The organism is Clostridium sp. BNL1100 (assembly GCF_000244875.1).
Lineage (GTDB): Bacteria > Bacillota > Clostridia > Acetivibrionales > DSM-1351 > Ruminiclostridium.
Window position 1 is genome coordinate 3,382,651 of sequence record NC_016791.1, and the last position, 25,998, is coordinate 3,408,648.

Sequence of the window (25,998 nt, forward strand, 5' to 3'; positions counted from 1 at the left end):
ATAACTTATTATCGGTTATCGGGAGGAATTGAATTGAATGAAGGACTGGTAGTATGTGTCAGATCAATTATAAGCTTTTTTTCGCTGCTGATATTTACCAGGATATTAGGCAAGGAGCAGATAAGCCAACTGACATTTTTTGATTATATTCTGGGAATAACCATCGGCTCCATTGCGGCAACATTGTCAACAGACCTTTCCAGCCGTTCATGGCCCCACTGGATAGGGTTGCTCGTGTGGGCGGCTTTGGGTCTTTTGTTGGAATATATAACTTTGAGATGGAGATATGTAGCCAAGTACTTGGAAAATGAGCCTACTATAGTGATTATGAACGGTAAAATTATGGAGAAGACATTAAAAAAGATGAAGTTCAGAGTTTCAGATATTACTGAGTTGCTGAGAAACAAGGATATCTTTGATATGAATGAGGTTGATTTTGCCATCATTGAGCCAAATGGTCAGTTATCAGTTCTGAAAAAACCTGAATTCCAGAATCTTACCCCAAAGGACATGCATATTCAGAAAAAACCATCCGGTATAAGCAGTGAACTTATTTATGACGGAATATTAATAGAGGAAAATCTAAGGCAGCTGGATAAGGATAAGAACTGGCTTTTAAATGAACTTAAAAAGCATAAAATTACAGATATTTCGGATGTTTTCATTGCAACATTGGACCCATCAGGTTCCCTGTATATTGATTTATACAACGACCACATGACTAAAATCACTGATATCGGTGATTACAAAGGACCATATTAATGGAGTGAATCAAAATGAGAAAATTTCTGGTTATAACCATTCCTATTGTTACACTGGTTTTGTTTATTCTTGTTATGGAAAGTGATATTTTTTTGAAAAGACCCCTTGGGAAGAATGACAGTATACCTGAATCAATAAATGCTGTTATCAATGATATCCAAAAGGACGATTGGGATAAAGCAGTCAAAGATACAAACAATTTAACTGAAGTATGGAAGAAAATTGTCAGAAGGGTTCAGTTCAGCTCAGAACGTGATGAGATTAACGCATTTAGTATTAATCTGGCGCGTCTCCGTGGTTCAATACTGGCAAAAGACAGTGCGGGAGCTTTTTCAGAACTATATGAAGCATATGAACATTGGGAAGATTTGGGCAAATAAGACCATATATAAAGGCAGAGAACTGTGAATTTAGAAGTTCTCTGCCTTTTTGATTATTAAATTAAATTGTTATCTTTCGTAATAGGTGTACCCTCTCAATCCATTATCATATGCCCTCATTATTTCAGGCCTTTCGCTGGCGCTTATTAAGCCTTCATGTATTGCCTGTTCAGCTTTTTCACGGAAGCTGACCAGCATGTCTTTTGGATCAAATTCAACATATGAAAGCACATCAGAAACACTGTCGCCATGGATTTCCTTGACAAGGTCATAGGTTCCGTCACCATTTATTCTTACACTGACAACATTTGTGTCTCCAAATAAATTGTGAAGGTCTCCCAAAGTCTCCTGGTATGCACCCACCAAAAATACTCCAAGATAGTAGTCCTGGTCGCTTTTGAACTCATGAAGCGGAAGTGTAGTCCTTACATCGTGTAAATCGATAAAATGGTCTATTTTTCCGTCGCAATCACAGGTAATATCAGCTATAACCGCATTTCTTTTAGGCAACTCAAGCAGTCTGTGCAATGGCATTATAGGGAAAAGCTGATCTATAGCCCAGCTGTCAGGTATTGACTGAAATACCGAGAAATTACAGTAGTAAATATCGGCAATTGCACTTTCAATATCCTCTAAGTCGGGGGGAGCATTTTTCAGCTTTTGTTTTTCCTTTGCTATCTGGTTTATGGTATTCCAGAATATCTTTTCGGAAAATGCACGTTCTCGGAGGCTGATACGTCCATGTTTAAACATGTCGCGTATTTCATCCCTGTAGTAAAGGGCGTCGTTATAGCACTCCTGTATATTTTTAAGGGTTATATTCTTGTTTACATCAAACAGGTTTCTTATCTGCTCTGATGTATTTTCGTCAAGCTTGTCAGGTATATCATGTTCTTCAAATTTTTCAGTATCCAATACATTGAAAATGAGTACTGAATAATATGCAACTGTTGTACGCCCTGACTCTGTAACAATTACAGGGTGAGGTACGTCGCTTGAATCAAGGGTAGTCATAACAGCCTCTACAATATCCATGCAGTATTCTTCAACAGTGTAGTTTCGACTGTTGGTGTAATTTGTATTTGAACCGTCATAGTCTACTGCCAATCCGCCGCCCAAATCAAGGTATCCCATGGGTGCACCTTCTTTTACAAGCTCGGCATAAACACGGGCTGCCTCCAGAACTGCCGAACGGATATCTCTGATATTCGGTATTTGTGAACCCAGGTGATAGTGTAATAGTTTAAGGGAGTCAAGCATTCCCTCCGCTTTCAAAGTATCAACCATGGAAATCACCTGAGACATATTCAACCCGAATATGCTTCTGTCCCCACCGGATTCAGTCCAGTGTCCCCCCGCTTTTGCCGAGAGCTTTATACGTATACCAATATTAGGTTTGATTCCCAATGCCCTTGAACGTTCAAGAACAATATCCAGTTCGCCGGGTATTTCTATTACAAAAAAGCATTTAAAGCCCATTTTTACTGCATATAGTCCCAAATCTACAAATTCTTCATCTTTGTATCCGTTACAGATAAGACAGGCTTCTTTATCCTTCATTACTGAAAGTGCGGCAACCAGTTCAGCCTTACTGCCAACTTCAAGTCCGTGGTGGTATCTCTGACCGAATCTTGTTACTTCCTCTACTACCTGCTGCTGCTGATTTACCTTTATAGGGTAAACACCACGGTATGCACCCTTATAGTTAAGCTTGTGCATTGCTTCATTAAATGAATTATTTAAAAATGAAATCTGTGAGTCCAGCAAATTTTCAAAACGCAAGAGTACAGGCATGTCCAGTCCGCGTTCCCGAACCCCTGATATAATATCCATCAGGCTTACAGCCGCAGAGCCGTTATCCTTATAAGGATTTACCAACACCTCTCCATTGTCAGATACAGAAAAATAGCCGGCTCCCCAATTCTTAATTCCATATAGTTCTTCGGACTTTTCTTTAGTCCATCTACCTAAAAGTTCTGCTTTATTCATGGCCCTCTTCCTTTCCATATAACAATTTATTCTCTACCTAACAACGGATTATTCTTGAAAATTTCAAGGTGATTCACAAAGGTAAGAGTCAAAAAATTTTTTTCTAGAAGCAGACAATACCACACTTAAAGGACTGTTGTCAATATAGTACGGCGCACTTGTAAATATTCCTAGTAAATCTTAAATTATACATCTATATTTTTTAGAAAAAATTTTTTAAGGGATTTCATAAAGTAAAAAGGCGTTACTGTTACAATAACCAGCATGAGACTGGAAGTAATTATAGCTCTGATAGGAAAGTATCCTGCCAATATACCTCCCAGAGCCATTGCAAAAGGCGTCATGGACTGAGTTATCATACTCATAAATGCCATTACCTTACCTCTCATCTCTTGGGGAGCAGCCGATTGTACCGTTGTCATAATAATTACGTTTGCAATTGCATTTAGAAAGCCTCCAATAAGTAAAAACAGTATCATGGCAGTAAAACTTGTCAAATACGCTGAAATAATCAGACAAAGGTTTGAAATACCGTTTGCCAAGATAAGATAATCAAGTTTTCTTTTAAGTGGAACGGATACCGTTGAAGAAATGAAAAATCCTGCCATGGCTCCGCCCATAAAGCAAGCCATTGCCATACCGTATTTACCCGGGCCCAAACTTGGGTTTTGTTCAAAAAAAGGCATAAACAAAACTATTGCAATGTAGGATAAAAAGTTCACCATTGCAGCTATTATTAATAACAGTCTCAGTCCCTTCATTTCCCACATAAATTTAAAACCGTCACGCATATCTTGGAAAAAGTAATTTTTATCTTTCTTTTTATTTCTGGGTATTTTCACAAAAAACAGCGATGAACCTGAGAAAAGATATGATAGTCCATTGATAAAAAATAAAAATGGTGCTCCCAAAAGCTGAAACAAAAAACCACCCGCAACATTTCCAAGCATATTGGAACCCGTGGATACAATTGCGAGCATTGAATTTGCACCCGCAAGCTTGTTCTTAGGAACCAAATCCGGTACTGTTGAATTGACCCCCGGACGGAATACGGCTCCACAGATACTCAGTAATATACCTGTTGCAAACACCATCCAGATGGCAATCACCCCTTTGAACGCTGCAACAGAGAGTGTAATAATAGATACTCCTCGTAAAATATCCATCAGAATCAATAAAAGCTTTCTATTGTTTCTGTCTATCAGAACTCCTGCAAATGGCGAAAACAATACTCCGGGAAAGGTCGACGCTGCCATAAGCGTCCCCATAAGTGCAGTGGAACCTGTTTTTGAAAGAACCCAGAAGCCCAACGCCACACTGTAAGCAGCGTCTCCCAATGTTGAAACCAACTGACTTTGCCATAATATGAAGAAATTCTTTGTCCATAGTTTTTTTTCCATATTAATCTCCTAACCCCCCAAAAGCCTATCTACAAATAATTAATTACTATCGGCTAATTTTTTTATATTCGGCTTTTCATCATACTTTTTACTTCTTATCATATACCCTGTAACCGCAATAAATTGTGTTAACAGACCGAATATGCATACCCCTGTCCATGAAAAATGTGCAAGGCTGAAGGAACCCAGAAATGAACCTGTTGCCCCTCCCACAAAATATGATACCATAAATACCATATTTATCCTGTTTCTTGCTTCATCACTTAATCCATGAACTCTTGCCTGGTTTGAAATCTGGCATGACTGAACACCTAAATCCAGCAGTATTATACCTGTTATCAGTCCCCAAAGCTTAAATCCAAGGAACAGAAAGCACAGATATGCTGCTGTTACAATAAACATCCCTATTCCCACTGTAAATCTGGGACTTCTTTTGTCTGCGATCCTGCCCACTACAGGAGCCGCAAGAGCACCTGTTATTCCTATAAGACCAAATAATCCTGCCGCATCTGCTCCCATTTTGTATGTAGGGCTTTGAAGCAGAAATACAAGGGTTGTCCAGAATGCACTAAAAGCACCGAACATCATAGCTCCATTAAGGGAAGCCTCCCTCAAAACCGGTAGTTCTTTAGCAAGCTTCACCATTGACTTGAACAAATCTTTATAGCTTAGGCTTGATATCCCGGGACATTCCGGTATGAATTTTCTTAAAAATACAGCCAATACCAGCATCAATACCGCAGCAATCAGATATACAACCCTCCAGCCTAAATATTCACCTATCAACCCGCTAAAGGTACGTGATAAAAGTATACCGATAAGTAAGCCACTCATTACAGTTCCTATAATCCGGCCCCTCTCCTTCGGGTCAGCAAGCTGTGCAGCCAAAGGTACTATAAGCTGAGGTACTACAGAAGTAAAACCTATAGCAAAACCTGAAAATGCAATCATTACGATGCTATTAGAAAAAAACATTAACAAAAGGGAGCCACACGCACAACAAAGCATTGTAATTATTAATTTTCTTTTTTCCTTTATATCTGCAAGAGGCAGTAACAATAACATTCCCAGAGCATAACCAACCTGAGTGAGCATTGCCACAAACCCAACACTTACCTGTGTAACATTAAATTCTGCTGCAATTTCCGCAAGCAAAGGCTGAATATAATAAAGGTTTGCAACAGTAATTCCGGTTGCTGCAGCCATTATCAGTACCAAAAATTTGTTTAATTTAAAGCTGTTATAAATAACGTTATCGTTTTCCAAAGAGCCTTGCTCCTTTCAATAATATAAGTATAGGAATCATTAGTACGACTATCGCTGCACCGCAAGAGACAAAACCAATCCTGGCATCAAAGACTTGTGTCATCGCACCTGCAAACAAATTACCGATTGGTGTTGAGCCTGCGAAAACCAGCGTGTAAATGCTCATTACTCTTCCCCTGTACTCATTTTCAGTATTAAGCTGTAATGCAGAGTTGGAACTTGAGCTGAACATAACGAAGAAAAAGCCTGTTACGGCAAGTGCCAGACCTGTAAGTATGAATTTATCCGTAAATGCAATTAAAATCAGAAGCAAACCAACCACAACCGGAACGGCACGAAGTATAAACCTTTTGGGGCCTGATCTGCTGAAAGAGGCTACGTAAACAGCACCAAACAGTGAACCAACCCCCATAAAGGACATAAGATATCCGAATCCCGCTTCTTCCATATGAAGAATCTTGGACGTAAATACCGGTACCAGAACGCTGAAGTTGGGTGCAAATGTACCCACTATAGCCATAATTATTATTGTGGAGAAAAGAATTTCATTTTTTAATATGTATCTAAGTCCTTCTCCTATATTTTGAAACATTGTTTTCCCCTTTTCAACTGCCTCATTCGCTATCTTTAGGGGCTTTATGAAAAACAGGCTTATTAATACAGCTCCAAAGCTAACTGCATTTGCAAAAAAACAAAAAGCTACACCTGAGTATTCCATTAAAATACCTGCTATTGCAGGCCCTATAATTCTTGAGATGTTAAAAACAGTGGAATTCAGAGCAATTGCATTCATAAGGTCTTCTTTCCCCACCAATTCAATTACAAAGGATTGTCTTGCAGGCATATCCAACGTATTTGCCATTCCAAGGGCCGTAGCCATTATTATCAGGTGCCAGTACCTTATTTCCCCTGTAAAGGCTAAAATGGCGAGAAATAGTGTTATTAACATAGATGCTGACTGAGTAATTATAAGAATTTTCTTCTTGGGAAATCTATCGATTATAACCCCGGCAAACAAGGAAAACAACAGAACAGGCAAAAATTGAAGTGCACCTACCAACCCAAGCAAAAAGGGAGAATCAGTTAGTTTATATGCAAGTAGAGGCTGGGCTATATTCTGCATCCATGTTCCTATTTGTGAAATACACATTCCGAACCAATAATACCTGAAATTTTTATGCCTCAATGATATAAACGGGTTGTTTAAATTTGCCAATTGACCGCCTTCTTTCCAGTCTAACTGATAAATATTATACAATCAAACAACCAAACTCTTCAACTATTTATATCCTCCGTTTTTTTACAGAACTGTCTTATTACTCATTTGTTGCCTTATATGGAGTCAATCTGAAGCCTGATTATATTGAGAGAGCTTGCGATGCGTCCCTCAAAAGACTTAATACCGATCACATCGATGTATACCAGCTTCATGAAGGGAATATATTAATATCCGATGTGGAACCCGTATGTATGACTCTTGACAAGCTTGTTAAAAAGGTAAGATTCGTACATATGGTTGGAGTACAGATTTTATTGATGGTGCTAAATTATTTGCAGAAAGACCCAATTGTTCTGTTATTCAGTACTGCTTAAATATTTTTGAGGATGCTCCGCAATTAGTTAAATTCTATGCCTGTTCCGGATTTAAAACCATAAAGCAGGTTCAAGAAAACGCAAAAGCAATCCAATTTTGGTCCTTTATCTCAGCTCAAATGGATGAGATAGATGGAATTCTCTATCACAAAACTAGGTAGTATATCTGTTTATGTTGGGGCTTGTAAGTAATATTTGGGCTTACAAGCCCTATACTCAATTGTTGATTTATACCTGTGTACTGGGTTTTCCCGCTTCTAAAAGAACCTTGTTCAAATATAGTGCAATTCCGATAAACACAATAAATAATCCTGTAATCCTCAGCAGCCACTCTATTCTTATATAATCCGCCAGAGGGCCAAACACAAGCATACCTGCAGGCATCATAGAGCTGGTTATCATGGACATAACTCCAAATACCCTGCCCATGTACTCCTCTTCAACCTTTTCCTGCAGCAGAACAGTAGAAGGAATATTAAAAGCAGGCATTGATAAACCTATTGCTCCCATAAAAAACAGATATATCCAAAATACCGGTACTATGCCCAAAACTATGGTACAAATGCCGGTTATTAATGTGGATAATGCCATGGTGTAGGCTTTGTTTTTAAATCCTCCCCATGACGCCATTATAATTCCGCCCAGACTCATACCAACGGAAAATACTATTTCAATTGCAGTAAGTCTCCACACATCGTTTCCAAAAGTCCTTGTAACCTGAAGAGGTGTCAGGAATGATGCCGGGGCTGCTAATATTAAAAATAATGCTACAAATATAAAAAATGTTTTAAGGTATCTATGGTTTTTTGTATAGATAAGCCCCTCATGGAAATCCTTGAAATAGCCACCAGAGCGTTTATCCACAGCTTTTGCATGTACAGGGACATGTAAAAATAAAAGCAGAACCAAAACCCCTATTATTGCAGTAACAACGTCAATGAAAAATATAACTTTTATGGAGGTTACACTCATTAATGCACCGCTTAGCATTGGTGATGCAAGCATAACCAATGCTTGTATACTGCCGTTTATTCCATTTACTTTGGTGAGGTTTTCTTGGGGTACTATCTGAGGTATAAAAGCACCTACCGTAGGTGTCTGAACTGCCGTTCCCAGTGCCCTTATTGCAAGGACCACAAAGAGCAACCACATACTGTCGTATCCGGCCATAAACAAAATGGCCATTATAAGCGTAGCCAGTGCTATTAAACTATCAGATACCATTATAAGTACTTTGCGGTTATATCTGTCTGCCCATACGCCTGCGAAGGGTGAAAGGAAAAATGTCGGTACGAAGCCACAGATAATGGATATGGTCATCATTATACCAGACTGTGTAGTCATGGTTATATACCATATAATGGCATACTGAACCAATGATGAGCCCAATAATGATATGGTCTGACTAGTCAAAAATAATACTATATTTCTGTTCCAATTATTGCTTAAATTACTCACGGGGGTCTAGCCTCCTTGTATATTAAGTTGTTATACATTATTTAACACTAAAATATTATAACAAAAAATATGACTAATACGATACCTTATTTATTTAGATATCTATCGAAATTCTTACTATACTTTATTTTACCGTCTTTCGTAACCCACAGTGCCTCAGTATCAGGCAAAGAGTCTATCAATTTGTTTCCCTGTTCAAAAGGCATATTGAAAATGGCAGTAGATAATACATCAGCCATGCCTGAATCATGGGTGACTATAGTAACTGCTGAAAAGTATTCAGATGGAAATAGTGTATTGGGGTCTATTATATGGTGATACCTTTTACCGTTAACGGTATAGTATCTTTCATAATCTCCGCTTGAAACTACTGATTTATCTGCTACATATATGAGCTTTAAGGTTGAGTTTTCGCTTTCTGTGTCAGGATTCTGTATTCCAAGATTCCACAGCTGACCGTCAACACCCTTGTTTCCTATGGAACGTATATTTCCGCCCACGCTTATAAGTCCTGATTTAAAGCCATTTTTCTCAGCAATCCGGCTGACCTGCTCTGTTGCATATCCTTTGCCAACAGCTCCTACATCCAGACTCATTTCAGGATCTTCCAGATAAACGGTAGAGTTTTTTTCATCTATTTTAACTTTATTTATATCCGTATGTTGTAATGCTTTCTTTAATATATCCATAGGAGGTATTTCGGCATTTTCTTCATTATCCAAACCTGCCGTACGGTAATCATGCCATATTTTTAAAACAGCACCGAAGGCAATGTTCATTTTACTGTCGGTTTTTTTATACCAATCCTTTGAAAAAAGCAGTAGGTCTATTATTTTTTTATCTACCTTAACAGGCTTTTTTCCTGCATTATCATTAATAGTCTTTATATTGTTCTTTCCGGGATAAACATGATATATATCATATAATTCATGATATTCTTTAAGGTTATCATATATGAGCTGAGAATACTTTGTGAATTCTTCTTTGGATTCAGTATAGGCAACAATTTTTGTTACAGTATCAAACAACACAAGAAATTCTGCCTCATATCTGGTTTTCTTTTTTTCTCCGCATGCCGTAAGATTTATGGAAAATGCCAGTATAAGTATTATCGCTGTCAGTTTTTTTAACGTTTTCATTTTATATTAGCCTCCGTAAGCCATTCGGCACTTTTTTCATATCAAAAATTAAGCTTAAACGCACGCTTTTTTAGCAAAGCGTGCAATTTAAGCATTGAATTTGTATTGATATTTATATTATTTGTGGATGAATTGTTTTAATTCAATAATTATTTAGCATTTGCAGCTGCCTTAGCTATAACAGCCTGGTAGTCACCAATGTGGATAGTTACGGAGCTAGTCAATTCTGCCTGTGAAGGTACTCCTTCTGCATTAACTGCGATACCTTTGATTTCATCAATTGTCTTTCCTACAGCATATTTTGCAAGAGCTTCAGTCTGTTCAAACCATTCTTTTTTAATCTTTGAAGCCTTAGCAAGACCGTAATCTGCTCCAAGTTCGATTTTAGTCTTTAAAGGAGCTTTTAAGTCTGAAGTGATTTTTCCAGCCTTTGAGAAGTTTACATCTGACTGTGAAGCATCAATGATACAGCTTGTTACTTTACCATCTGCACCAAATGTTGTAGCTGTGTAGTTTGAGTAAGCCTGTGCTACTCCGTCTTTTTCACCTGCATCAGTTGACTTGCTGATGTTTGTAGTAACACCAAGACCAAGCTTGTCTCCGGCTTTTGCACCAAGATCTTTCGCATTATTAACTGCCTTTTCAATTGCAGCAGTAAAGTCTGCAATATGTATTGACACTGTAGCTGAAAGTTCTTTATCGGATGGAACACCTTCTGCATTTACAGCTATTCCCTTTACTTCAGCAACTGTTTTACCTACAACATACTTTGCGAAAGCATCGGCTTGTTCATTCCACTCTTTACCTATTTTAGAAGCTTTGCCTAAACCATATTCAGTTTTCAATTCCTGCTTTGATTTGAATTCAGTTTTTAAGTCAGTAGTAAGTTTACCTGCTGCTGAAAAATTAATCTTTGTTTGTGCCGCATCAATAGCACACTTAACAATTTTACCGTCTTTATCTACTGTAACTGCAACAACAGTTGAATCAACCTGTCCAAGACCATCTTCTTTTCCAGCATCTTTGGATTTTGCTATTGATGAAATAACAGCAAGTCCGGTTTTAACTGCGTCTCCATTTGCTTCACTGCTTACAGCTGCAGTAGAACTGCTTGCAGAAGTAGATGTAGCGGAATTTGTTGAATTACTTGTTTCGGATGATGAACCACAGCCGGCTAGAAGTGATACAGCCAGAACCGAGCTCATTACTAGCGAAATAATTTTTTTCATAAGTAGTCCTCCTATATAATTGTGTATGTTTTTATTTAAACCAGCTTTTTAAGGGCCGGTAAAATAAACCTGAGTAAGGTAGATGTTGCTATCCCTGCGATTACTCCTGCAACTAAAAGCACAGGCAGATAAACCCAAAGATACATGTTTGTATAAAGAATTGATATAATAATAAACTGGCCCACATTATGGGATACTGACCCAAAGATACTTAGAATCAGATATGAAACTCTATCCTTAAAAACAAATACCAGCAGTGCCATTACAGCTATGGATAAAACTCCTCCGCCAAGGCTTAGTAAGCCTGCTATCGGTCCTCTTGTAGACAATACGAACAGTGCCTTTAAAACAGCAATTGTAAATGCTTGCCTCTTGTATAGAAAGAATAGCGCAAACATTACTGCAATGTTTGAAAGTCCAAGCTTTATACCGGGAATTCCTGCGGATATAGGCGGAAAAGAATTCTCAACTACAGAAAGCACCAAGGCAACAGCAAAAAGTAATGCAGTAAGAACCAGTTGTTTAGTTTTTGTCATACTGTTCCTTGAATTATTCATGAGCAATATTGACCTTTCTATTTTCCTATTATCATGTCTATATCATCATCACTGCGGTTATTATTTTGAGGTACTATTTTAAGAAAAACTTCATTGGGAAGGCATGCAGCAGTCTGTCCCACCTTGTCAAGCCACCCTGTATTTATGCAGATCTTATCCGGACAGTCTGAATCTTCAAAACGTATCCTGCCGTTGGCAGTAAGATGAAATACTACATGGTCGCTTTGGGGTATGCTGAAGGTTTTATCCTTACCCTTAGACAAATCAACGGTTTCAATCAGTTGTGATTTATAGTATATTTCTGCTTTAGCGGGTTTTTTTGAAAAGGAGCTGTTATACACAGCCCACAAGACTCCTCCGGATATTAGAATTATTAATATTATTAAGATGTCGGACTTTTTAGCAAATTTCATATTAACTCCTTAATTACCCTAGAATAACAATCCTCCTATAAAAATCAGCAATGATATAGAACCCATTATAAGTACATAATTTTTTATGGAAACAATAAAAGTTGTTGCTTTATCCTGCTTCTTGAAAAACAGGTTTATGTTTTTCTGTACCGGATATAACGAAATTAATAAAAACAGACTTACCCAAGGTAATTTGCCCAGCGCAACCATGAGTATGATATCCAGATACACCAGATAATACAACCCGGCAAACAGATAAACTGCTTTTCCTTTACCCAAATAGTAGGGCAGTGTAAACCTCTTTACCGTAATATCCCTTTCAAGGTCACATATATTATTTGCCAGCATTATATTTGCTGTAGTACATACAGGTGGTATCGAAAGCAGAACTACTGTAATTAAAGGCATAATGTTCAATTGCAGATTTATTGCTGTAAAACTAACGCTAAAATTCAAAAGGGTTCCATTTGGAAGGTTTATATACAGAAGAATAAACGGTATAAGTAAACCATAAAATAATCCCGAAAAAATCTCTCCCAAAGGCTGCCTTGATATTGGTATAGGCCCGAAGGTGTACAGAATACCGCACATGAAACATACAGCACCAATAAGCAGTACTACCACATCACTGAGATATGCAAGATATAAACCAAGTGCCGTACTTATACCCAGCATTACATATATAATAGCAAGAGCAGTTTTCCTTTTAAATCCAAGTGATTGATGATTGGTCTTTGAATCTATATAGTTATTTATTGCAGTAGTAGTCATATCAAATATGAACATTGATGCAAAAAATATCAACGTAAGCTGCCAGTTAACAGGATTTCCTATATAGAACAAATAAGCCATTGTAATAAGAAATGCAAATGTACTGGTTATCTTAGTCTTTATCTCAACATAATTCAATAATCTGCCAATCACCATATCACCTCTTTTCATCTCATTTTAATTTTCATATTTAACATTAATCATTGTAAATATACCATTTTCTGACTACAGGGAGCTTTTTCCACTGTCTTTTCAAGAACGGCATTACATAATAATCAAGTCCGAAGGTTCTTCCGGCACCAATTAATACGGCAATTCCGGCAAATATCATCCAGAAAGTACCCAAATACAAACCAGTTGTACACACAAACATAAACTGCAATATAAGTGATACTGCTGAAGCCGGTGTGGTGAACAAACCTCCTATCAATGCAAGACCTATTAAGATTTCGGCTATTACGATTGAAATCTGCATAAACATCTGTATAGAATCATTTGCAAGTATAACTTTATAAACAAAAGTATTCATAAGCGGTATATCAAGTCTGAATGCAAAATCACTTAATGCAGACTCTGCAAGCTGCTTGCCGCTAACAAATATAACACGGAAAAGGTGTAAGAAATCAAAGTTAATTATTGTTGTTCCTATCTTGTTGATTCCTTCTGCAACTGCTTCCCCGCCTCCTGCAGTTGTAGCCGAAGAAACTGCTTCTACAGCGGCCTTTCCTGCTTCACCGGTTGCACCGCTTGTCCCTTCTGTCACACCCTTGAGAATACTGTCATACCAACCGTTAGCTCCTCCGAAGAATCCTTCCAGATGCGGCTTGTTAAACCAGCCCTCAACTATCTTCATAATACCTTCAAAGAGCCAAACTGCACCAAGCCATACTCTCAGAGCCACAAGCAAAAAGCTTGGTGTTCTGTTAGAGAAATGTCCCCCAACGAAGCTTCTGCAATTTCTTATTGTAAAGAATTCATGTTTTATATAGCTGAATATCTTGTTCCAGCCAAGTACCTGTATAAAATAAATAATATTTATAAAGTGTTTTGCAAACATCGCAAGAAAAGATGGCAGATTGAACATAAAGTTTGGCAATCCAACTCTTGCTACACCGTATCTTCCTCCTACACATACCATCATTCCGTGGAAGGAAGGCTTGTAAGCTGTCATTTCGCCTTTACCTGTAATAGCACTGTAAATATTCTTTGCTACAACTGCCGCACTTTGTTCACAGTTCTCTACCATCTGCGGAACAGGTCTTTCCTCTCCTTCAGCTGTAAAGAGCATATTGTCTCCAACTACGTATACATGGTCGTTATCAAGTGAACGCAAGTATGAATCAAGCTTTATACGACCTCTTGCAGCAGATTGAAGAGTTTTTGCAGCCTCGTTGGTAATATCGGAGCTTTCGATACCCGCCGCCCATATAACTGTTCCGGCAGTATGTCTTGTAACCTTGTCCCCATTTTTGGTTTCAATAAAGTCCGCTCCGACTCCTACAACACCATTATTAAGCATCATGGTAACGCCCATTTTCTTCAAGCGGTTTTCTACCTTGTTTGAAAGCTTTTCAGGCAAGTTAGGAACTGTACGTGTCAATACGTCAACGTTGTATATACTTACGTCTTTTCTGTCTATTTCATATTTTTCACATAGGACAGGAACATATTCCGCAAGTTCCCCTACCATTTCAACTCCTGTAAAGCCTGCTCCGACAACATGGAAAGTCAGAAGTCTCTTTTTCTTTTCAGGATTTGTTTCTGTAGCAGCCTTTCTAAAGCAGTTATGAATATGTTCTCTTAAATTAACAGCATCATCGAATGACCAGAGCTTATGGGAAAATTCCTCAGCACCGGGTACACCAAAATATGTCGGTTTTGAACCTGCTGCCAGTACAAGGTATTCATATTCATATGTGCTGCAGTTTCCGGTAACCTTATTATTTTCAAAATCAATGGATTCTACGGTATCCAGTACAACATTAACCTTTCTGCCTGCAAACACCTTACTCAAGCTGATTTTAATACTATCTTCATCAACACGATTTGCAGCTACCTCATGCAGTTCGGTGAGCATTGTATGAAACGGATTTTTATCAATAATAGTGATATTTACATCATCATTCTTTTTAAATTTTTTAGCCAGTTTCTTAGCAGTGAGTATTCCCGCATATCCTGCACCAATAATTAGTATTTTGCTTTTCAATTGGCTCCCCCTCTTTATTTACCAAATTTTCCTACTTTATTCTACATTTTTCTACACATTTCTACACTATTCTATCAAAGGAATAATAAATAATCAATCAAATTGTTAAATTGTAAACACACCAAATATTTACATAGGATGCACCCGTACAGCCCGTTGGTATATAGCACAATTAACTATAAAAAAAAGCAGCCATAGCCACAATTCGCATCATTTTCGCTTACTGTGGCTACGGTCGCTGTTTTTATTCAATACCATGGAGTGGTAGCAATAAGATTAGAGGAGCTTTCTTATATTGAAAATAGAGCTTAAAACTAACCAATTCTGTGGGAAGTAGCGATTTATTGTCCAGTAGCTTACTCCACCCAGCCTAAATTCATGAGCCAAAGTCAGTCTGGCAAAAATGCTTCTGGCATCCTCAAACCAGACTACATGCTGCCTTCCGTCATCAGCATAATAATAGAAGAAAGGTGCCTGTGATGTCTCATCATACTGAATTTCTGCCCCTTCTCTTCTGGCAAGGTCAACTGCCCCTGTATTAGTGACGGTTCTTGCAGCAGTTCCGGGAGTATATGGCAGCGTCCAGTCGTACCCATAATTCGACATTCCCATAAATATCTTTCTTCTGGGAATTACTGTTACGGCATAATCAAGAACACGTCTTACCCCGGTTATAGGGGATACCGCCATCGGTGCACTGTATGTGAATCCCCATTCATAAGTCATAAGTATAACATGGTCAACCAATGCTCCATGAACAGGATAATCATGAGCCTCATACAATGTTCCCTGCTGAGTAGCTGATATCTTAGGAGCAAGTGCCGTAGTGATTGTATAACCAAGAGGTCTTAGAGTCCTTACAATTCTTCTTAGGAAGTTATTATAGCTCTCTCTGTCATATGGATATATATACTCAAAATCAATATCCAGACCAAAATAATTCTTCTCTCTTAAAATTCTTATAACATTATTAATAAGATTTGTCTGGGCTGTCTCGTTTGTAAGTATTGAATGTGCAATATCGCTATCAAAGCCTCCGCCCTCTTTTATGTTTGTAACAACCATAAGCGGAGCTACCCGCGCGGCTCTTGCAGCCTGAATAAGAGGCTCATCGGGTATAGAGTTTAGATTCCCGTCGGGACTTACCTGATAACTAAAAATACTCAGGTACGTCAGATTTGGCAGCGTCTTTCTTAAGACTTCCATATCAATATTAGGGAAGGCATAGCCATTAACTTCAATAGGCCCATAATCATAGGTTACCGGAGGTATGGTAATAACCATCCCCGGCTGTATTCTGGAGGGGTCCGTTATCTGAGGGTTGGCTGCCAGTAGTTCATTGACACTTATTTTATAAGATCTTGCTATGGAATAAACTGATTCTCCGGGTGCCACAACATGCCTTCGGGTTCCCTCAAGTATAACCAAAGTTTGTCCTACTACTAGCTGGCCCGGGTTGGTCAGTTCATTATCAGATATTATTTTTTGCGGTGAAACCCTGTATTGCTGTGCAATCGAATATATACTTTCACCTGGCTTTACAACATGAATTCTCAAAGCAAATCACTCACTTTTATATATTTATAATTCCAATATATGTGAGTTTAATTTGATTGGTTACTGTAATTTCTCCGGTTGGGTACCGTTATCTACAAACCTGCCCTGATGAGGAACTGATATTTCATTAAAATTCTGAACAAGGTATTCCATATGCCGTCTTAACTCCTCTCCATCCATTGGCATTCCGTGGCTTGGTATTGCCAGATGTGGCTTCAGTTCCGCAATAAGCTCTACGGACTTTCGTGCAGCATCCCAATCTGTAGTAAGGTATGCAGGAGGTCCTTTTATTTTTTCTTTCTGGGTAAGCACCGACATAAATGATTCCTGTTTTGTTGTGGTAAAAGCATCTCCTGCAATAAGGGTACTATCCTTTTCCCGGAATAAAGAAATATGCCCTCTGGTATGTCCGGGAGTATGAATCCATTTCCAGCCCTTCATGCCGGGTACACTTCCATCCTGAGGAAGTCCTGCTGCACGGTAGCCAAGATTAATACTGGTGTGCGGAAAAGCAGGAGACATTTTAGCTACAAGTCCTTCATCCACCGATGAATCAGCCGTGGGGTAGTCCTTTTTTCCTGTGATGTAGGGCAATTCAAGAGAATGGGCGTATACCGGGACATCCCAGTCCTCAGAAAGTTTTATAACTGAGCCAACATGGTCAAAATGCCCGTGGGTCAGTATTATTGCCTTGGGGCGGCTTTCAACCCCAAATCGTTTTTTTGTACTTTCCATTATAAAGTCATGTGAGTTTTCAAGCCCGGTATCAACTAATACCCACTCCTTCGAATCTCCTACAATACAAGCACTGACAATTGTAAAATGAAGCAACAGAATATCAGGTAAAACCTCCTCTGAGGAAGAAGTTAATTTCGACAAGCCATTGAGCATCTCATTTATCATAATTCAATCCTCCAAATCACATAGTTAGGGCTTTAATATGACCTTAATACAGTTATCCAGTTTTTTGTCAAATATTTCATAGGCATGTTCTCCCTCATCCAATTTGAGTTTATGGGTGATAATATCTGTAGCGTCAAACTTACCCTGCTTTATCAAATCCAGAATCCTCGGAACATAAGTCTGTGCAGGACACTGACCCATTTTGAGTGTAATATTTCTGGCAAAGAAATCTCCAAGTGGGAACATATTGTATCTCGCACCATAAACACCTACCATGGACACTGTTCCTCCTTTTCTTACAGCTTGGGTAGCTATTTCAATAGCAGACTTTGAACCTCCCTGAAGTTTCAAAGCAGTCTCAATCATCTCAAATTTGGTCATCTTTCCATCCATTCCAACACAGTCAATTACCACATCTGCTCCGCCATGAGTTATTTCCTTAATATATTCGCCTGTATTGTCGTGTTCCTCAAAATTGATAACTTCTGCTCCATACTGTTTTGCATGTTCAAGACGGTAATTAACGTAATCCACGGCAATTATTCTTTTCGCTCCATGGAAAGCCGCCCACTTTATGCTAAGAAGTCCTACAGGCCCACAGCCAAGCACTACAACCGTGTCGTCCTTCTTCACTCCACCGTTTTCTACTCCCCAATAAGAGGTGGGCAAAATATCTGTTAAAAAAAGCACCTGCTCATCAGCCAATTCTTCGGGAACAATAGTAGGCCCTACATTTCCATAGGGAACTCTCAGGTATTCAGCCTGTCCTCCGTCATATCCGCCGTAAGTCTTACTGTATCCTAAAATTCCGCCAACCTCTCCATTTGCGTTAGAATTATCGCATTGACTCCACAAGTCATGTTCACAGTACCAACAGTGTCCACATGAAACCGGAAAAGGGATTATAACCCTGTCTCCCTTTTTTACCTTTTGAACGCCTTTTCCGGCATCTTCCACAATTCCCATAGTTTCATGTCCTAATATATATCCCAACGGCATATTGGGTATCATACCATGTATAAGGTGAAGGTCAGAGCCGCATATAGCAGTAGAAGTAACTTTTACAATTATATCGTCATCGTTTTTTATTTCGGGATCACCAACATTCCTTACTTTAACGTTTTTTATTCCTTCATATAAAATAGCTTTCATATTATCCTCCATAAGCTGCATATTTTTGTTGTTGAAAACTATATTTAAAAATATCTTTGCCTATGAGAATAATTAATATTCGATGCAATAATTGTAGAATATTTTATTAAATACTACAAATTCTAATACCAAATAGTTTAAAAAAGGAGATAACATTATGTTTAAACATGATAAAGCACTTTTACAGGATGTTCAGGTAGACGGTCCAAATCCTAATTATGCAGCAATGCTTCAGGAACAGCTGGGCGGCCCTCAGGGTGAACTTAAAGCTGCGTTGCAGTATCTTTCACAGAGTTTCAGGATAAAAGATCCCGAGATAAAAGACTTGTTTTTGGATATCGCCTCGGAAGAATTGAGCCATATGGAAATGGTTGCACAAACAGTAAATTTACTGAACGGTCATGTTCTTGATGCAAAAAATGCCACTGTAGGCAACATAGAAGCCCACGTTTTAACCGGACTTACACCTATGCTAAGCAATGCTTCAGGCCAGTTATGGACAGCTGCTTATGTTAATGAAACAGGAGACCTTCCGGCTGACATTCTTTCAAACATTGCAGCAGAGCAACGTGCCAAGGTAGTTTATGAATATCTTTACAGACAGATAACAGATAAAGGTGTAAGACGTACCATAGATTTTCTTCTGAACCGTGAGGAAGCCCATAACACTATGTTCAGAGAGGCCTTTAACAAAATTCAGGATACCGGTTCATTAAAGGACTGGGGAATCACTAAGGATTCAAAACTTTACTTTAACCTATCAACTCCGGGAGATCAGTTCTTTAATGCCGATAACCCACAGCCTGCAAGTTTTCAAAATCCTAATCCACAACAGCCGCAGCAGCATTAATCACAAGAGGTGCATGGATTGTATTTATCCCTGCACCTCTTTTACTTTATTTTTTAATAAATTTGCTTTGTCCAAATATTATAGCAAGTGCTATAAGAATTATTATTATTGAGTTTACATTATCTGAGATAAAATGTGCCCTTTTTAATACAAGTGTCATTATTAATAAGAATGATAAAATGATCCTAACAATCAGAAGCTTTTTTTTACTTTTCATAGTTGTTTTCCTTTTAATACATTTTCTATTAATACATTTTCTATGTAGGATTTTTACTATTTATAGCTTTTAGAATAAAAAGGGTACATATTACTATTATTGAACAAAGGAACAATATAGTACACACTAAAGCCATAATACCACTATTAAAACCCGATGATGTCAATTCTCCTCCACCTGACTGACTAAAAATATCACCTATAAAAAACCGATTATAAAGGTTAATATTCCGTATATGATAATCTTAAAGGTTTTCATAAGTACCTCCTTTTTTGGTCAATAAAACAAGATCAAGGACAATGTTTAATATAATTTCCAAATTTAACAAACTATCAAGATAGTATTCGTCCTCTAATAATTCAATTTTACATTTAGAATAGTATGATAAAACTTCTTCAAAGGTTTTAAAATATTGATTCGGAGACGGATTAATAAATCTATCCTTAAGTCTATTCCTCCAAACATCCAAATCAGAACAATCACAATAAAAAGTAAATACTCTGCAATTCTTAAAATCAATTTTTGATAAGAACAAATTCCAACTATCAGTATTAGATAAGCCGATATCAACAATTATATCTGTACAATTATTTATGTTAGTCTGGATCATTTTTGCTAACAAGTCGTAAGTAATGCTATTATTTAGTGAATTATCATCTATGTAATATGATATGACATCAAATATATTATCTTTTCTTAATATAGAAACCTTTATTTTATCGCTCAAGGCATCTGTTATAGTTGTTTTCCCTGTTGCGGCCTTACCCCTGAAAAAGTAAATGTTAGACATTTATTTACCTCATTTTAAATAATTTTTTTACACGGCAAAAAATATCCGAAAGTGAAGATATTATTACCATCTTCTTTGATATTTGCATAATTATCGAATGAATAGTATTCCATTGAAATCCCAACGATTGAGTAATCAGGCATATACCCGTTTTCTCTCATTATTTTCTCGGTTTTAGTATGTGCCCCCTTTTCCAGATTAGAAGTGTTTCCTTTTATCCAGCCAATCCCTATTAGACAGTCAGGGATGTCACGATGTGAAAATCCGTTTGGAACCGTAGTATCCGGCTTTGTAAATATCCCTGCAATATAAGTAAACTCTTTAGTCTTCGGATTGTAATCACCCATCCAACCAATTGTGTCCCCTCTGGGAGATACTCTCTCAGGCATGCTCTGAAGAAATTCATTTGTGCCATTATTTAACATATTATTCCACAATTCCGGAACAGGATTTTTCTTGCCAACAATAATCTCCTTACCGATTAGTCTTACTGCCTTGAAGTTTTGCACTTCAAAAGAAATTTTCAACCCCATAACATCCTCCAGTGTCTTAATTTCAATAATTTTAATATAATAAAACTTGCCAGTCTATTATGGATGCAACAACAACTATCTGCTCCCTAACCAAAAAATAATAGTATATCAGAATATATAAAGTTGAAAATAAAAGAAATGATAATATGGCCAGTCTTATATTATTCCTCCTATAAATTTAGTCCTGTATATTATACCACATCGCTCTAAAATCAAATGCTTTAGCCATGTATTGCTTTTCCATCTCTTAAAAGGATATTTTATTTATTTTGTTTCTATTTATAAATTAAAGCAGTTCTTTCGCTTCATATTTATTTGACTGCGAATAATTTCTTTTTATGGTCATCCTCTTTTTATATGGTGTATTATTTTATTCCTTAGCCACTTATAAATATTGTACAATTTTTTTCACCGTGTTATAATAACCGTAAGTTAATAAAGTTCTTTTCGGTTGAACGGATAATTTCCGTTTTCAAGAGTTTTAGGCTTCTGGGGTGGGAAGCTCGTATGTTTACGAGTTTTCCACCTTTTTTGCGTTCTTATTTAGAAAAATCTGGTTCTCGTAACATAAATTACTTCCCAATATTTGAAAGTTCCCCGGCTGCATTTTGAGTAAAGGGGGTGACTCTAATGAATAATATAAAAAGGCATCTTATTATGGTAATTTGCTATGTTGTAGCCGCAATTGGAATTGTAATAGTTTTAGCTAACTTTATGAAATAAAAAGAACTTTTGGAGGATATTAAATGATTATCGGACTTTTGATTGTACTAGCATTAATATTGATACTACCCTTTGTATTTAAGCCCATAGAGCATAATCTGGAGTACTTTCTGCTTGTTATGGGAGTTGCAGCAACATTAATTTCAGGTACACTCTCTACAGGCTTACTTCTGCATATATTCGAAAACTATCTTCTTTATTTTATAACCGGTGCAGTGCTGGTGGCCGGATTTATTTTCAGGATTTCAGTGGGCAAAATCAAGAAATTTGTAGGATATGCCACAGAGCGTTTACCTATAAGCATCTTTGTTTTTCTGCTAATAATAGTCCTAGGTCTGGTTTCCAGTCTGATTACAGCTATAATCGCCGCTTTGATACTTGTTGAGATAGTGCACGCCCTACCGTTCAAGCACAGTCAGAAGGTAAAGCTAACTGTAATATCCTGTTTTGCAATTGGTTTGGGTTCAGCCCTTACTCCTATCGGAGAGCCTCTTTCAACTATTGTTGTATCCTCTTTGAAAGCCGATTTTACGTATCTTTTCAGAAACATAGGTATATATGTTATTCCCGGAGTCCTTGTTATGGCAATACTAGGAGCTGTGGTTGCAAGAATGATGCATAAGGCAAACCAAAATGAAATTGTGGGTGAAAATAGCTGGAAGGACGAAAATGAAGGGGTTTTGGAACTGGAAAGCATAAAAGCAGTATTTATTCGTGCCATAAAAATATTTTTATTTATAATAGCTTTAGAACTGCTGGGTTCCGGGTTTAAGCCCCTTATAAACACATATGTCATTCATTTGCCCAGCATGGTTTTATACTGGATAAATATATCTTCTGCCGTACTGGACAATGCAACACTTGCAGCTGCCGAGGTAAGCCCTGCTATGAGTACTAAACAGATTCAGGCGATTCTTATGGGGCTGCTGCTAAGCGGTGGAATGCTTATTCCCGGCAATATTCCGAATATTATATCCGCAGGGAAACTGGGTATCAAGAGTCGTGAATGGGCAAAAATCGGACTTCCTCTGGGTTTGGTACTGCTTATTATTTATTTTTTAGTAGTATTCTTTATATAGGAAGATAAAAAAAATAAGCGTAATAACCGAAATTCATTTTAACACTTCGGTAATTATGCTTATTTTAGTCCTGCTATTCCTATTAGAATTATTCCTTTATTGCCTCATTAAGTTCTTTTATTAATTCATCTACATTTATACCGTGAGCCATGGCACCCTGTTCTATGTTCTCAAACCTTGCTGCCATACATCCGAAACAGTGCATTCCGTGGTTCATCAATATTTCTGCAGTTTTAGGATATTTTTCAACTATATCAGTTATTGACCAGTCCTTTGTTATCATTTTATCACCTCCTTACGGGATTAATTTATTAATCTCAATTTATATACCCATTGCGCGGGCAGCCCAATCAGAATCATTCAAAATTGCTCTGCCTACTCCTATCAAATCAGCCTTTCCATCAGCTAAAAGCTGTTCTGCCGACTCCGGCTCGGTAATTCCTCCGGTAAGTATAACAGGAATGGAAACCTGCTCCTTGATTGCCTTTGTCAAAGGCCAGAAGTAACCCTGCTCATTTATATCCGGCTTAATGTAGCCGCAAAAGCCCCCTGAAATATCCAGAGCTGCCACGCCTGCTTTTTGAAACTCACTGGCTGCTATAATGCTATCCTCTAATGTGGTACCACCCTCCATATAATCGGATGCCCCAAGTCTCAGAAAAACGGTAAAGTCCTCTCCTACTGCTTTTTTTACAGCATCAATTACCTGAAGGTGTATTTTTATTCTATTTAAAACATTTCCGCCATATTCATCGGAACGCTTATTACTAATCGGAGATAAAAACTGGCTCAGAAGGTAACCATGGGCTGAATGTATCTCAACACCGTCAAAGCCCGCTTCCTTAACCCTTTTGGCAGCATTTGCAAACGAACTTATTACACTCTTTATTTCTTCCGTGGTAAGCTCTCCGGGAACGACATTCGGATTTCTCGGATGTGGTACGGCAGAAGGGCCTACAGGACTGTTTCCTGTTATTTCGGCAGACGTAGCACTTCCTGCATGATTAATCTGCATTATGGCTTTAGAGCCGTTTTTGTGGATTACATCCGATAATTTCTTTAGATTCTCTATTACACTGTCATCAGCTATGGACAACTGATTAGCGCTGGCTTTGCCTTCCTTGCTTATATAACTGTGTTCAATAATTATAAGACCTATATGGCCTCCCTTTGACTTTTCATCGTAGTAGTCAATAATAGCCCGGCTTACTTTCCCGTCATCCTCTGACTTTGCAGTAGCCATGGGCGGCATAACCAATCTGTTGCTTAGTTTCAGATTTCCTACACTTAACGGCTTATGCAGCAATTCCACAATATCTACCTCCATACATAATTATCAAACTTTAAAAGATACTTATTATTATATTCTAAAATTTAAAGTTTACTTATGTTAAATAGTTCAAATATAATTGAACTATTTAAATATATCACAGCCTGTGGTATAATTCAATAGTATATTAAATTAAAATAATACAGGAGGTACAGAAACTTGCGGGAATTATTTCATCCTACAGCAGAACAAATGTGTTTATCTACTGTTTTAAATGCCCTTGGTGACCCTACCCGACTTCAGATTATTAAAAACCTTGCCCATCAGGAGGAAACCACCTGTGCATGCTGTAATATAGACTTGACCAAGTCTGCCCTTTCCCATCACTTTAAGGTTTTAAGGGAATCCGGCATTATAAATGTACGGATTGAGGGTAAACAAAGGTTTATGTCCATTAGGTATGATGAATTAGACGCAAGATTTCCGGGGTTATTGGAATCTGTAATAAGGAGTATTTGATTTTCGTTAAAAAAGCATGAACCGGCAATTTTATGCCAATCCATGCTTTTTTTATGTATATTAAATTAAATATCACACAGGAACTATTCTGAACTTGAATTTATCAAATTTTAAACATTGCTTGACTTTATAATATAATCCAGATAAATATTTACAGGTCGTGTCTCAGAATCACCACCGGCGATAATATGAGTATGGTTTCCATTATTATCCGTTACTTGACCTGAAGGATAATTGGCAACTTCATGGCCTGCGCAATAATTTTCTATATATTTATCCTGTGGCAGTTTGGGAGCGCTGTGAGTATGGGCACCGTCTGTTGATAAAGAAAAATTAGAGGTTCTTGGAAGAGAGGTTGAATAATCCTCTGTTTGCCCGACTCTGGTTGATCCATGTACTCCTGACGTATCTGATGTATTTGAGTTTACACCTCGTACAAATAATCCTCTAAGATCCGGTACATTGAAATTGGTCTGATCTCCTCCGTATATATTGCAAATATTTTCATAAAGTTCAGGATATTTACTAACTTCATATGAACTGCCTACACATGGTAGCCAGCCGTTGGCAATCAGGTTATTGCTCTGATTTATTGCATCTCCTGCAAAGGAGACAATAGACCCTGCTGCTAATAACATAGCCTCATCATAGTCAGCTGAAGTGAATTTTATAATCCAATACATATACAGGTTTGCAGGTCTGGTTTCGCTGTCCCCGCCGGATATAATAGTATGAGAATGTTGTCCACCTTCTCCTGATGTAGCTGTACGTCCCGGGAAATTGGCACCTTCATTATCGGTTATGGCACATGCGGCATTCCAGTAGTCTGTCGGCAGATGGTCAACAGAGTGGTTATGAGTACCCTGATCGTTTGTTATAAAGTTATTCTTTGGCTTGGCTGTTGCATAATCCTGAACCGAGCCCGTATTGTCTCCGGCCGCTGCTCCTGACCTTACCGCCTTACGTTGCTGTACATCAGGGTCATACCCTCTTCCATGATCGGTTGCACGGACAAATCTTCCTCGAAGATCAGGTATATAAAAATTAGGAATACCATCTCCTCCATATTTTGTTCCTATTACATTAAACAGTTCTGAATATTGTGTTTTATCTAACACTCTTCCGTCACAAGGAAGCCAGCCGGAAGATTTCAACTGGTCTTCTTTAAGTGGTCCGGCAAAAGGTATAACAATACCTACGGGAAATTTTAAAGGCATATCTCTTCCTCCTATATAAATAAAA

The 25,998-nt window shown here is 37.8% G+C and carries 25 protein-coding genes and 1 other annotated feature; of the genes, 6 read left to right on the top strand and 19 right to left on the bottom strand.

What is annotated here, in order from left to right:
* Positions 1 to 33: 33 nt before the first annotated feature.
* Together CLO1100_RS14265 and CLO1100_RS14270 are read left to right on the top strand one after the other, a co-directional pair.
* Positions 34 to 762 (top strand): DUF421 domain-containing protein, encoded by a 729-nt coding sequence (locus CLO1100_RS14265; protein WP_014314466.1) that lies wholly within the window; start codon positions 34 to 36, stop codon positions 760 to 762.
* A gap of 14 nt (positions 763 to 776) precedes the next feature.
* A complete protein-coding gene (locus CLO1100_RS14270) occupies positions 777 to 1,142 on the top strand; it encodes a DUF4363 family protein (protein ID WP_014314467.1) in 366 nt (121 codons plus the stop codon).
* A 69-nt stretch (positions 1,143 to 1,211) separates the two neighbouring features.
* Here the strand turns inward: CLO1100_RS14270 and speA are convergent, their stop codons facing one another.
* The 4 genes from speA to CLO1100_RS14290 form a co-directional block, all read right to left on the bottom strand.
* On the bottom strand, positions 1,212 to 3,131 hold the full coding sequence (gene speA / locus CLO1100_RS14275) for a biosynthetic arginine decarboxylase (protein ID WP_014314468.1): 1,920 nt from the start codon (positions 3,129 to 3,131) through the stop codon (positions 1,212 to 1,214).
* Positions 3,132 to 3,316: 185 nt separating this feature from the next.
* Positions 3,317 to 4,531 carry an MFS transporter gene (locus CLO1100_RS14280; protein WP_014314469.1) on the bottom strand — a complete coding sequence of 405 codons (1,215 nt, stop codon included), beginning with the start codon at positions 4,529 to 4,531 and terminating at the stop codon, positions 3,317 to 3,319.
* 39 nt (positions 4,532 to 4,570) lie between these two features.
* A complete protein-coding gene (locus tag CLO1100_RS14285; protein ID WP_014314470.1) occupies positions 4,571 to 5,797 on the bottom strand; it encodes an MFS transporter in 1,227 nt (408 codons plus the stop codon).
* Positions 5,784 to 7,013 carry an MFS transporter gene (locus CLO1100_RS14290; RefSeq protein ID WP_014314471.1) on the bottom strand — a complete coding sequence of 410 codons (1,230 nt, stop codon included), beginning with the start codon at positions 7,011 to 7,013 and terminating at the stop codon, positions 5,784 to 5,786. The genes CLO1100_RS14285 and CLO1100_RS14290 overlap by 14 nt, the downstream gene beginning before the upstream one ends.
* Here CLO1100_RS14290 and CLO1100_RS21105 point away from each other — a divergent pair.
* Positions 7,007 to 7,390, top strand: coding sequence for an aldo/keto reductase (locus CLO1100_RS21105; RefSeq protein ID WP_050814148.1), 384 nt, complete (start codon positions 7,007 to 7,009; stop codon positions 7,388 to 7,390). The two genes, CLO1100_RS14290 and CLO1100_RS21105, sit on opposite strands and share 7 nt — an antisense overlap.
* A 228-nt stretch (positions 7,391 to 7,618) precedes the next feature.
* On the opposite strand, the gene CLO1100_RS14300 is transcribed toward CLO1100_RS21105, so the two are convergent.
* The 10 genes from CLO1100_RS14300 to CLO1100_RS14345 form a co-directional block, all read right to left on the bottom strand.
* On the bottom strand, positions 7,619 to 8,848 hold the full coding sequence (locus tag CLO1100_RS14300) for an MFS transporter (RefSeq protein WP_014314472.1): 1,230 nt from the start codon (positions 8,846 to 8,848) through the stop codon (positions 7,619 to 7,621).
* 86 nt (positions 8,849 to 8,934) lie between these two features.
* Positions 8,935 to 9,987: an FAD:protein FMN transferase gene (locus CLO1100_RS14305; RefSeq protein WP_014314473.1), complete on the bottom strand. Its 1,053-nt coding sequence runs from the start codon at positions 9,985 to 9,987 to the stop codon at positions 8,935 to 8,937.
* 149 nt (positions 9,988 to 10,136) lie between these two features.
* On the bottom strand, positions 10,137 to 11,216 hold the full coding sequence (locus CLO1100_RS14310; RefSeq protein WP_014314474.1) for a hypothetical protein: 1,080 nt from the start codon (positions 11,214 to 11,216) through the stop codon (positions 10,137 to 10,139).
* Between the two features lie 35 nt (positions 11,217 to 11,251).
* A complete protein-coding gene (locus CLO1100_RS14315) occupies positions 11,252 to 11,752 on the bottom strand; it encodes a Gx transporter family protein (RefSeq protein WP_014314475.1) in 501 nt (166 codons plus the stop codon).
* A gap of 38 nt (positions 11,753 to 11,790) precedes the next feature.
* Positions 11,791 to 12,186, bottom strand: a complete 396-nt coding sequence (locus tag CLO1100_RS14320) for a NusG domain II-containing protein (RefSeq protein ID WP_014314476.1) — start codon at positions 12,184 to 12,186, stop codon at positions 11,791 to 11,793.
* An 18-nt stretch (positions 12,187 to 12,204) separates the two neighbouring features.
* On the bottom strand, positions 12,205 to 13,113 hold the full coding sequence (locus CLO1100_RS14325; protein WP_347455794.1) for a UbiA family prenyltransferase: 909 nt from the start codon (positions 13,111 to 13,113) through the stop codon (positions 12,205 to 12,207).
* A 40-nt stretch (positions 13,114 to 13,153) separates the two neighbouring features.
* Positions 13,154 to 15,163 (bottom strand): NAD(P)/FAD-dependent oxidoreductase, encoded by a 2,010-nt coding sequence (locus CLO1100_RS14330; RefSeq protein ID WP_014314478.1) that lies wholly within the window; start codon positions 15,161 to 15,163, stop codon positions 13,154 to 13,156.
* A gap of 276 nt (positions 15,164 to 15,439) precedes the next feature.
* Positions 15,440 to 16,720, bottom strand: a complete 1,281-nt coding sequence (locus CLO1100_RS14335) for a LysM peptidoglycan-binding domain-containing protein (RefSeq protein WP_014314479.1) — start codon at positions 16,718 to 16,720, stop codon at positions 15,440 to 15,442.
* Between the two features lie 60 nt (positions 16,721 to 16,780).
* The gene (locus tag CLO1100_RS14340; protein WP_014314480.1) at positions 16,781 to 17,623 is read right to left on the bottom strand and encodes an MBL fold metallo-hydrolase; all 843 of its coding nucleotides are present in this window, start codon (positions 17,621 to 17,623) and stop codon (positions 16,781 to 16,783) included.
* Positions 17,624 to 17,647: 24 nt separating this feature from the next.
* Positions 17,648 to 18,775 carry a zinc-dependent alcohol dehydrogenase gene (locus CLO1100_RS14345; protein ID WP_014314481.1) on the bottom strand — a complete coding sequence of 376 codons (1,128 nt, stop codon included), beginning with the start codon at positions 18,773 to 18,775 and terminating at the stop codon, positions 17,648 to 17,650.
* Positions 18,776 to 18,932: 157 nt separating this feature from the next.
* On the opposite strand from CLO1100_RS14345, the gene CLO1100_RS14350 reads away from it, so the two are divergent.
* The gene (locus CLO1100_RS14350) at positions 18,933 to 19,625 is read left to right on the top strand and encodes a manganese catalase family protein (RefSeq protein WP_014314482.1); all 693 of its coding nucleotides are present in this window, start codon (positions 18,933 to 18,935) and stop codon (positions 19,623 to 19,625) included.
* A gap of 461 nt (positions 19,626 to 20,086) precedes the next feature.
* On the opposite strand, the gene CLO1100_RS14355 is transcribed toward CLO1100_RS14350, so the two are convergent.
* Together CLO1100_RS14355 and CLO1100_RS14360 are read right to left on the bottom strand one after the other, a co-directional pair.
* The gene (locus CLO1100_RS14355) at positions 20,087 to 20,632 is read right to left on the bottom strand and encodes an AAA family ATPase (protein WP_014314484.1); all 546 of its coding nucleotides are present in this window, start codon (positions 20,630 to 20,632) and stop codon (positions 20,087 to 20,089) included.
* A 14-nt stretch (positions 20,633 to 20,646) separates the two neighbouring features.
* Positions 20,647 to 21,165 (bottom strand): GyrI-like domain-containing protein, encoded by a 519-nt coding sequence (locus tag CLO1100_RS14360; RefSeq protein ID WP_014314485.1) that lies wholly within the window; start codon positions 21,163 to 21,165, stop codon positions 20,647 to 20,649.
* Positions 21,166 to 21,614: 449 nt separating this feature from the next.
* Positions 21,615 to 21,669 (top strand) — a sequence feature (sodium ion sensor (DUF1646 type); this cis-regulatory element may regulate processes involved in with the transportation of sodium ions).
* 242 nt (positions 21,670 to 21,911) lie between these two features.
* Between CLO1100_RS14360 and CLO1100_RS14365 the strand changes: the two genes are divergently transcribed.
* Positions 21,912 to 22,967, top strand: a complete 1,056-nt coding sequence (locus CLO1100_RS14365; RefSeq protein WP_014314486.1) for a DUF1646 family protein — start codon at positions 21,912 to 21,914, stop codon at positions 22,965 to 22,967.
* 88 nt (positions 22,968 to 23,055) lie between these two features.
* On the opposite strand, the gene CLO1100_RS14370 is transcribed toward CLO1100_RS14365, so the two are convergent.
* Both CLO1100_RS14370 and CLO1100_RS14375 read right to left on the bottom strand, forming a co-directional pair.
* Entirely contained in the window at positions 23,056 to 23,250 is a 195-nt protein-coding gene (locus CLO1100_RS14370) for a DUF1858 domain-containing protein (protein WP_014314487.1), read from the bottom strand.
* Positions 23,251 to 23,289: 39 nt separating this feature from the next.
* Positions 23,290 to 24,279 (bottom strand): NADH:flavin oxidoreductase, encoded by a 990-nt coding sequence (locus tag CLO1100_RS14375; protein WP_014314488.1) that lies wholly within the window; start codon positions 24,277 to 24,279, stop codon positions 23,290 to 23,292.
* A 177-nt stretch (positions 24,280 to 24,456) separates the two neighbouring features.
* On the opposite strand from CLO1100_RS14375, the gene CLO1100_RS14380 reads away from it, so the two are divergent.
* Positions 24,457 to 24,756, top strand: a complete 300-nt coding sequence (locus CLO1100_RS14380; protein WP_014314489.1) for a metalloregulator ArsR/SmtB family transcription factor — start codon at positions 24,457 to 24,459, stop codon at positions 24,754 to 24,756.
* Between the two features lie 110 nt (positions 24,757 to 24,866).
* On the opposite strand, the gene CLO1100_RS14385 is transcribed toward CLO1100_RS14380, so the two are convergent.
* Positions 24,867 to 25,973, bottom strand: coding sequence for a phage tail protein (locus CLO1100_RS14385; protein WP_014314490.1), 1,107 nt, complete (start codon positions 25,971 to 25,973; stop codon positions 24,867 to 24,869).
* Positions 25,974 to 25,998: the final 25 nt, after the last annotated feature.

Bases quoted from the DNA above. Each gene is read 5' to 3' on its own strand.
- CLO1100_RS14270 (WP_014314467.1), top strand. From the start codon at position 777: ATGAGAAAATTTCTGGTTATAACCATTCCTATTGTTACACTGGTTTTG.
- speA (WP_014314468.1), bottom strand. From the start codon at position 3,131: ATGAATAAAGCAGAACTTTTAGGTAGATGGACTAAAGAAAAGTCCGAA.
- CLO1100_RS14280 (WP_014314469.1), bottom strand. From the start codon at position 4,531: ATGGAAAAAAAACTATGGACAAAGAATTTCTTCATATTATGGCAAAGT.
- CLO1100_RS14305 (WP_014314473.1), bottom strand. From the start codon at position 9,987: ATGAAAACGTTAAAAAAACTGACAGCGATAATACTTATACTGGCATTT.
- CLO1100_RS14310 (WP_014314474.1), bottom strand. From the start codon at position 11,216: ATGAAAAAAATTATTTCGCTAGTAATGAGCTCGGTTCTGGCTGTATCA.
- CLO1100_RS14315 (WP_014314475.1), bottom strand. From the start codon at position 11,752: ATGACAAAAACTAAACAACTGGTTCTTACTGCATTACTTTTTGCTGTT.
- CLO1100_RS14320 (WP_014314476.1), bottom strand. From the start codon at position 12,186: ATGAAATTTGCTAAAAAGTCCGACATCTTAATAATATTAATAATTCTA.
- CLO1100_RS14325 (WP_347455794.1), bottom strand. From the start codon at position 13,113: ATGGTGATTGGCAGATTATTGAATTATGTTGAGATAAAGACTAAGATA.
- CLO1100_RS14340 (WP_014314480.1), bottom strand. From the start codon at position 17,623: ATGATAAATGAGATGCTCAATGGCTTGTCGAAATTAACTTCTTCCTCA.
- CLO1100_RS14345 (WP_014314481.1), bottom strand. From the start codon at position 18,775: ATGAAAGCTATTTTATATGAAGGAATAAAAAACGTTAAAGTAAGGAAT.
- CLO1100_RS14350 (WP_014314482.1), top strand. From the start codon at position 18,933: ATGTTTAAACATGATAAAGCACTTTTACAGGATGTTCAGGTAGACGGT.
- CLO1100_RS14355 (WP_014314484.1), bottom strand. From the start codon at position 20,632: ATGTCTAACATTTACTTTTTCAGGGGTAAGGCCGCAACAGGGAAAACA.
- CLO1100_RS14360 (WP_014314485.1), bottom strand. From the start codon at position 21,165: ATGGGGTTGAAAATTTCTTTTGAAGTGCAAAACTTCAAGGCAGTAAGA.
- CLO1100_RS14365 (WP_014314486.1), top strand. From the start codon at position 21,912: ATGATTATCGGACTTTTGATTGTACTAGCATTAATATTGATACTACCC.
- CLO1100_RS14370 (WP_014314487.1), bottom strand. From the start codon at position 23,250: ATGATAACAAAGGACTGGTCAATAACTGATATAGTTGAAAAATATCCT.
- CLO1100_RS14385 (WP_014314490.1), bottom strand. From the start codon at position 25,973: ATGCCTTTAAAATTTCCCGTAGGTATTGTTATACCTTTTGCCGGACCA.